The organism is Ligilactobacillus ruminis DSM 20403 = NBRC 102161 (assembly GCF_900113455.1).
Taxonomy (GTDB): domain Bacteria; phylum Bacillota; class Bacilli; order Lactobacillales; family Lactobacillaceae; genus Ligilactobacillus; species Ligilactobacillus ruminis.
The window spans coordinates 1-7840 of the sequence record NZ_FOPI01000051.1 but is presented as its reverse complement, the minus strand read 5'-3'; the positions used below and the strand labels follow the sequence as shown (position 1 = coordinate 7840).

Here is a 7840-nt window from a genome sequence, read left to right as displayed (position 1 = left end):
CAATGGGATACTTGACCTGGAAGCAGATCAAACCTGGCAGCAACTTCAGCTATGGTTACCTCATGTGTTTGATAATAGTCTATCACAGCCAGTTTAAAATCAGTGTCAAATATTCTCTTATTTCTACTATGACGAATTTTACCTTGAAGTCGATATGTTTGAATCCAGCTTCGAACAACCCTTGAATTGAGGTTGTATTCTCGAGCTAATTGGATACTCGTTGCCATTCCCTGATTATATTTACTAATAATTTCCGCTTTCAGTTCCGGACTGTACTTTGCCATAAAAAATACCCCACAATCATTAGACTACTTTGTCTAACAATTATAGGGCACTTCAGACGACGCTGGATTTCTCATAGAAAAATGCTTTATGAAGACTTGTAGACAAAAGTCACGCTATTTTAACAATTTTTGTTTGTCGTCACGCCCGCTCTTGTCACTCGCGTTTCCAAAAGCAGAACAAAATTCCCCAAAATTGAAAAAATTTTCTACCGTCCAGCCCAAATCCGTCGTCCACGGCCCCCGGCAACCGCATAAAACAAAATCATCCCCGTTTCAGCGCAGAAGCAGAGACGAGGATGATTTGCAGAAAAAAACTCCACGATTGGGGAACCGCGGAGAAAAAGGAATATTTATCCAAGCGGCTTAGGGAGACCGCTTGAATCATCACTTACTTTTTAGGGGGGAGTAAGTGAAATATGTTTGTTGTTATTAGGTATGTTTTAAAGATAAACTAAACTTATGAATGACTTGTGAATTAAACAAGAGCTTTAAGTGAACTTTGCTAGAAGTTAGTTGCCCTTTTTTAAGTTCTTTGATAAAAAATTTAAAGCAATGGTCAAGGAATATGGCGTAAAGAACGCATCGGAACCGTGGTCGCAATTTTCAAGCGCGTAAAAATCGGCACAATGATCGGTCTGTCTGAGTTTTTCATACAGCATCACGCTTTGAGAAAACGGCACCATGCGATCCTTTTTACCGTGCATGATCAAAAACGGCGGCAGCTTTTTTGAATCGATATAGTTCAAGGCACTGGATTTTTCAAGAAGATCAGGCACCGTGCGGATATTGACGCCGCCAAACAGCAGGCCCGTCGGACTTTTTTCGCTTTCATGATCATGGTTCGTCGGAAATTCCTGCATGCGCGAGAAGTCGATTGGCCCGTAAAAATCGACGCAGGCGCGGTAGTGCAGCGGGGAAAAGCGCACGTCTTCGTCTGAAAATTCCTGCATGTTGCCGGTAACGCAAGCCATGACTGAGGCATATGCGCCGGATGAGTCGCCGAAGCATGCGTAGCGATACGGATCGACGCTGTACTCGAAAGCGTGATTCAACATATAGCGCGTGGCAGTCTTCAAATCCTTGATTTGCGCCGGAAAAATTCCCGTCGGAGTCGGACGATATTCGACGATTGCGACAACGTAGCCATGTTTTGCGACCTCAATCAGCGGAACCAGGTGTCTGGTGAGGTTTTGTCGTTTAAATGCAGAGCCCTGGGTATACATGATAAGAGGATAATGCTTCGTTTCAGTTTCTTCGTGAGCGGGTACGATGATTGTCAAATGCAGAGCCTGACCATCTTTGACGGCATAACAGACGTTTTGAATCACTTGCGGATAAAAAGGACTCATCGGTTCGTTTAGAGTTTTCATTCCTTCGGGCGCCAAAGGAGAGGACGGAAATTCGTCAAATGAGTATTGTTTCAAGGAATCACGACCTTTCAAAAATTCTTTAGTTCAATCATAGCTTTTTAAGTAATTTTTTGCCATCAAATTTATAATTAAGAGTTGCCGTAAAGGCTTGTTTTTCATTAAAAAATAACTTACTATTGTAGGTAGCGTGTGAAACAAGGCGCTTGCGTCATGTTTCACAAAATTTGAGAAAATGCAAGAGGAAAATGATGACACCAGAAGAATTTCGTCAAGCATTGGCTGCACGAGGTGTTGAACTAAGCGACCATCAGATGCAGCAATTTGCGGATTATTATGAATATCTCGTCGCCGTGAACGAGCACGTCAATCTGACGGCGATTACCCAAAAAGATGAAGTCTATCTCAAGCACTTTTACGATTCTCTGATTCCGGCATTGACCGTCAAAGATCTTCAGACAGAAGCTTTGACGCTTTGCGACGTGGGAGCCGGTGCCGGGTTTCCGTCGATTCCGATGAAAATCGCATTTCCGAATCTTAAAGTAACGATCGTTGACTCGCTTAATAAGCGAATTCGTTTTTTGAACGATCTTTCGGAACGACTGGGGTTGGAAGAAGTCGAATTTCATCACGGCAGAGCTGAAGAGTTTGCCGGCAAAAAGAGCAAGCATCGCGAAAGCTATGACGTCGTGACGGCAAGAGCCGTTGCGCGTCTGTCGGTTTTATCGGAGTATTGTCTGCCTCTTGCAAGAGTCGGGGGCCGTTTCATCGCGCTCAAGGCGCAAAAGTCGGAACAAGAACTTGAAGATGCGGAGTATGCGATTGAAAGTCTCGGAGGAAAGCTGGTTGACGATGCCGTTTTTCACCTTCCCGAAACGGATGACGTGCGTCATATCATTACAATCGAAAAAATCAGGCAGACTCCGAAAAAATATCCTAGAAAGGCCGGGACGCCAGCCAAGATGCCGCTTGAAAAGCCTAGAGCATAAGGTAAAGGAGCGATTTGTATGCCATTTTCTTTTTTTAAGGGCAATAATAAGAATCAGGAAAGCATCGAAACGCCAAAAGATAACCGGGACCGCGTTGAAGAAATCGCCGTTTCTTTGATCGTTCCCAATCGCAATCAGCCTCGCAAGATTTTTTCCAGGGAAAGCATCGGAGAACTTGCCGAAACGATTCAGAATCACGGCCTTTTGCAGCCGATTATTCTGAGAAAATGCAGTGACGGAAAGTATGAAATTATTGCCGGAGAACGCAGGTTCAGGGCCGTCTGCTCGCTTAAATGGGAAAAAGTTCCTGCTATCGTGAAGGAAATGGGCGATCGCGAATCCGCTTCATTTGCAATCATCGAAAATCTCCAAAGGGAGGGACTGACTGCAATTGAAGAAGCACAGGCATATAGTCGGCTGATGGAACTCAATCAGCTGACGCAGCAGGATCTCGCAAAGGAAATCGGCAAGAGCCAGTCATTCATAGCCAATAAGTTGCGTCTTTTGAAGCTGTGCGATAAAGTAAAAGAAGCAATTATGAACAAGTCGATCAGTGAACGACACGGCAGGGCAATGAGCGGACTTGAAAAAGGACAGCAGATTTATGTTTTGAATGAAGTCGCGGCCAATCACTTGTCCGTTAAAGAAACGGAGAAACTCGTCAAAAGCCTGCGCGAAAAAGCGGAAAGAAAACCTGAGAAAAAGCGCGTCAGAGGCGTCGTCAAGGACGTCAGAATCGCAATCAATACCGTTAAGGGCGCGGTCGACATGGTGCAGAAAAACGGCGTCGACGTTGTAATGCATGAGGAGGACAACGCTGAATTTCACAGGATAATTATTGATATTCCAAACAAAAAACAATAAGGGGGATTAAAAGTGGGTACTATCATTGCAGTTGCAAATCAAAAAGGCGGCGTCGGCAAAACGACAACCAGCGTCAATCTGGCCGCATGTTTGACAGATTTGGGGCAAAGGGTTCTTCTGATCGACATGGATGCTCAGGGAAATGCCACAAGCGGAATCGGAATCAAAAAGCCTGACATCAAGCAAGATGTATATGATGTTTTGATCAATGACGTTCCGCTTGAAGACGTTGTGATGCATACGCAACGTCAAAATCTGGACGTTGTTCCGGCAACGATTCGCTTGTCGGGTGCCGAAATTGAGCTTACTTCGCAGATGGCGCGCGAAAAACGCCTGGCCGATGCGTGCGTTTTGGCAAAAGATGCATATGACTACGTTTTGATCGACTGTCCGCCTTCGCTGGGTCTGCTGACGATCAACGCTTTTACGACCTGCGATTCGATTCTGATTCCCGTTCAAAGCGAATATTACGCTTTGGAAGGGTTAAATCAGCTGATGAATACCGTCAAGCTCGTTCAGCGTCACTTCAACCCTGATTTGAAAATTGAAGGCGTCTTGATGACGATGCTTGATTCGAGAACGAACCTCGGAAATCAAGTCGTTGAAGAAGTCAAAAAATACTTTGGAGACACCGTTTATCAGACGATCATTCCAAGAAACGTGCGTTTGTCGGAAGCTCCAAGCTACGGACTTCCAATCGTCGATTATGACGAAAAATCAAAAGGCGCAATTGAATATCAAGCTTTAGCAAAGGAGGTTTTGGCTGCTCATGCCTCAAAGGAAAAATAAAGGACTGGGTCGCGGACTTGACGCATTATTCACTGAATTTGACGAAACGGCAACGGCTGACGAAACAGTTGTCGAATTGAATCTTAGTGATATCAGATCAAATCCGTATCAGCCGCGTAAAACATTTGATGAAACAAGTTTGTCGGAACTTTCTGACTCAATCAGAAAACAAGGCGTTTTTCAACCGATCATCGTTCGTCAGTCAAAGGTTTCCGGATATGAGATCATTGCCGGCGAACGCCGCTATCGTGCTTCCAAGATGGCCAAAAGAACAACGATTCCTGCAATCGTGCGCGATCTGAACGAAGAAGAAATGATGGAAATCGCCGTGTTGGAAAACCTTCAAAGAGAAGATCTGACACCGCTTGAAGAAGCTCAGGCATACAATACGCTGATGGAAAATCTGAATCTTACGCAAGCGCAGGTTTCAGAAAAACTCGGGAAATCTCGGCCGTACATCGCCAACTATTTGCGCTTGCTGAGTTTGCCGAAAGCCGTCAAAGACTTCCTGCAAAAGGGCAGTCTCTCGATGGGACAAGCCCGGACGCTTCTTTCGGTAAAAGACAAGAAGAAATTGGTTGCTTTGGCAGAAAAAACCGTTAAGGAAGGCTTAACGGTGCGCCAATTGGAAAGCATCGTCAATGAACTGAACGGTGAAAGGGACAAGCAAAAGAAGGTCAAGAAACCGGAAAAGCTTTCGCCTTATTTGAAACATAGCGAAGAGCTTTTGCGTGAAAAATTCAGTACGAAGGTTTCAATCAAGAGCAGTCAAAAGACAGGCAAAGGCAAGATCGAAATCGATTATCTTTCAAATGATGATTTGAATCGCATTCTTGAAATCTTGGACATTACATTGGATTAGGGGTGTCTTTTATGTACGATTTGCATGATATTGTCGAGATGAAAAAGCCGCACCCGTGCGGAGAAAACCGTTGGGAAATTATCAGAATGGGAATGGACATTAAGATCCAGTGCACAAAATGCGGTCGCTTGATCATGCTGCCAAGACGCGAGTTCGACAAAAAAATGAAAAAAGTTTTGGAGAAAGCTCCAAGGGAAGATTAAATTAAGAAAGAGTGGAAAAACAAAATGGCATTAACAGCAGGTATCGTCGGATTGCCAAACGTTGGCAAGTCGACACTATTCAACGCGATTACGAAGGCTGGTGCCGAAATGGCCAACTATCCCTTCGCAACGATCGATCCTAACGTCGGAATGGTTGAAGTTCCGGATGCGCGTTTGGCTCGAATCGATGAAATCATTCCGGCAAAGAAAATCGTGCACACGACGTTTGAATTTACCGATATTGCGGGAATCGTCAAAGGCGCAAGCAAAGGCGAAGGTCTTGGCAACAAGTTCTTGGAAAACATTCGTCAGGTTGATGCAATCGTGCATGTCGTCCGTGCATTTGATGACGAAAATATCACGCACGTTTCTAATAAGGTCGATCCGTTGGACGATATCGACACGATCAACATGGAACTTGTTTTGGCCGATCTTGAATCCGTCAACAAACGTTATGTGCGCGTTGAAAAGGTTGCTCGCACTCAAAAAGACAAGGATTCGATTGCGGAATTCAACGTTTTGTCAAAAATCAAGCCTGTTTTGGAAGAAGGCAAGCCGGTTCGCAGTCTCGAATTCGACGATGATGAGCAAAAAATCGTCAAAGGATTGTTCCTGTTGACGTCAAAACCCGTGCTTTACGTTGCAAACATTGGCGAAGACGACATGGCCGATCCCGATTCTTGCGAATATTACCAACAAATCAAAAACTTTGCCGAATCAGAAGGCTCGCAAGCTTTGGCCGTTTGCGCTCGAACGGAAGAAGAAATTGCCGAACTCGATGATGACGAAAAGCAAGAGTTTTTGGAAGCCGAAGGCGTTGAAGAATCCGGCCTGGATCGTTTGATCAAAGCTTCGTACAAGTTGTTGGGCCTGGCAACGTTCTTCACTGCCGGCGGCAAGGAAACGCGCGCCTGGACTTTCAAGCAAGGCATGAAGGCGCCTCAAGTAGCCGGCGTCATCCACTCTGACTTCGAACGTGGATTTATCAGAGCCGAAACGGTTTCCTTTGAAGATCTTGACAAATACGGCAGCATGCAGGGCGTGAGAGAAGCCGGCAGATTGCGCCTCGAAGGCAAAGATTACGTCGTTCAGGACGGCGACATCATCGAATTCAGATTTAACGTCTAATGGGGAATTCGATGCTTGGACTTTGAGTCAAAGGCAGATTTGCCAATGATTGAAAGCATTGGCATTCGCCCAAAACAATGAAATTGTGATATAGTATTTCCTGTCTATATCGATGAAAGCTGGCTTACGAGCAGAAAGTGGGAGGATTTTCCATTGGCAGAAGAAAAGAAAAATGCAAAAGCAGCAGAAAAGCAGGCTGAGGTTCGTGCTGAAAAAGCTGTTGAAGAAGTCGAAGTTACGGTTCGTGACGGGCGCTATGCCGGTTTGACGAAGCGCAACGAAGATTATATGTACCATTTAGGCAAGGCCTTGGATAAGAAAAATTATGACCAAGAGAAAAAAGAAAAGGTCCTTACCGAAATGTACCTCGAACTTAAAGAAAAGCAGCGTCAAGGCATTGTCGCAACAAAACTTTATGGTACCGTGACGGAACGCTGTGAGAAAATCGTCAGCGGCGAGTCTTTGGATGATAAGAAAAAAAATGGCATGCCAAGCTACTGGGTCATGGCGCTTGACAACGGCCTGATCATGTTCATTATGTTCTGTATCCTGTATGCCGTGATGGGCTTCTTCTCCAAAAATCAGCCGGATATGAACGGCGGTTGGATCACGCTGATTGCGACATCGGCAATTGCCGGTTGCGGTCTGGCCTTCTTCTATCGAATGATGGCAGACAATTCCAAGACAAAGAGCAAAAAGAAGAAGTTGACTCGCGGGATTCTGGTAACACTGGAACTGATTGCAATTTGGATGATCGCTTTTGGAATTATCGCATTCATTCCTACAAGCATCAACCGTACGATGAGTCCGATCGTTTACGCTATTTTGGGCGTGGCAGGCTACTTTGTAAGAAGATATCTGAAGGGCAAATTGCATTTCCAAAATATGGCATTTTAGGACAAGGTGTGAAGACCAGCCGCTTAACAAGGCGGTAGATAAGGAGGGGCGCTAGCGATCAGCGAAAGCGCAGTCGCGACGCGGCACGAACTTATCATGAGCCTTGTTGCTGGTCTGAGCCTGATTATGAAGGTGTGGAAGCGAGCGGTCATGAGCCCGTACGCAACTGAATGATGATTTTAAATCCGTGCCAGTGATTGAAGTGCCCTATAATTGTTAGACAAAGTAGTCTAATGATTGTGGGGTATTTTTTATGGCAAAGTACAGTCCGGAACTGAAAGCGGAAATTATTAGTAAATATAATCAGGGAATGGCAACGAGTATCCAATTAGCTCGAGAATACAACCTCAATTCAAGGGTTGTTCGAAGCTGGATTCAAACATATCGACTTCAAGGTAAAATTCGTCATAGTAGAAATAAGAGAATATTTGACACTGATTTTAAACTGGCTGTGATA

The 7840-nt window shown here is 44.9% G+C and carries 10 protein-coding genes; 8 read left to right on the top strand and 2 right to left on the bottom strand.

Translation table 11 applies throughout. The features are described from left to right. Together BMZ95_RS10385 and BMZ95_RS10380 are read right to left on the bottom strand one after the other, a co-directional pair. A partial coding sequence (locus tag BMZ95_RS10385) for a helix-turn-helix domain-containing protein (protein WP_143455021.1) occupies positions 1-284 on the bottom strand: 284 nt, incomplete at its 3' end. Positions 285-793: 509 nt separating this feature from the next. Continuing rightward, the gene (locus BMZ95_RS10380; protein ID WP_014074213.1) at positions 794-1654 is read right to left on the bottom strand and encodes an alpha/beta hydrolase; all 861 of its coding nucleotides are present in this window, start codon (positions 1652-1654) and stop codon (positions 794-796) included. Positions 1655-1902: 248 nt separating this feature from the next. On the opposite strand from BMZ95_RS10380, the gene rsmG reads away from it, so the two are divergent. From rsmG to BMZ95_RS10340, 8 genes are all read left to right on the top strand, one after another. Continuing rightward, on the top strand, positions 1903-2640 hold the full coding sequence (gene rsmG, locus BMZ95_RS10375) for a 16S rRNA (guanine(527)-N(7))-methyltransferase RsmG (RefSeq protein WP_041820178.1): 738 nt from the start codon (positions 1903-1905) through the stop codon (positions 2638-2640). Between the two features lie 18 nt (positions 2641-2658). Continuing rightward, positions 2659-3504 (top strand): nucleoid occlusion protein, encoded by an 846-nt coding sequence (gene noc / locus BMZ95_RS10370; protein WP_046922418.1) that lies wholly within the window; start codon positions 2659-2661, stop codon positions 3502-3504. Between the two features lie 12 nt (positions 3505-3516). Then, a complete protein-coding gene (locus tag BMZ95_RS10365) occupies positions 3517-4293 on the top strand; it encodes a ParA family protein (RefSeq protein WP_014074210.1) in 777 nt (258 codons plus the stop codon). After that, positions 4274-5155, top strand: coding sequence for a ParB/RepB/Spo0J family partition protein (locus BMZ95_RS10360; protein ID WP_014074209.1), 882 nt, complete (start codon positions 4274-4276; stop codon positions 5153-5155). Before BMZ95_RS10365 ends, BMZ95_RS10360 begins: the two co-directional genes overlap by 20 nt. A gap of 11 nt (positions 5156-5166) precedes the next feature. After that, positions 5167-5358, top strand: a complete 192-nt coding sequence (locus BMZ95_RS10355) for a DUF951 domain-containing protein (RefSeq protein ID WP_003694727.1) — start codon at positions 5167-5169, stop codon at positions 5356-5358. 24 nt (positions 5359-5382) lie between these two features. Beyond that, on the top strand, positions 5383-6486 hold the full coding sequence (gene ychF / locus BMZ95_RS10350; RefSeq protein WP_014074208.1) for a redox-regulated ATPase YchF: 1104 nt from the start codon (positions 5383-5385) through the stop codon (positions 6484-6486). 153 nt (positions 6487-6639) lie between these two features. Continuing rightward, entirely contained in the window at positions 6640-7383 is a 744-nt protein-coding gene (locus BMZ95_RS10345; RefSeq protein WP_014074207.1) for a DUF1129 family protein, read from the top strand. Between the two features lie 253 nt (positions 7384-7636). After that, the coding region (locus tag BMZ95_RS10340) for a transposase (RefSeq protein WP_143455020.1) at positions 7637-7840 on the top strand (204 nt) is incomplete at its 3' end.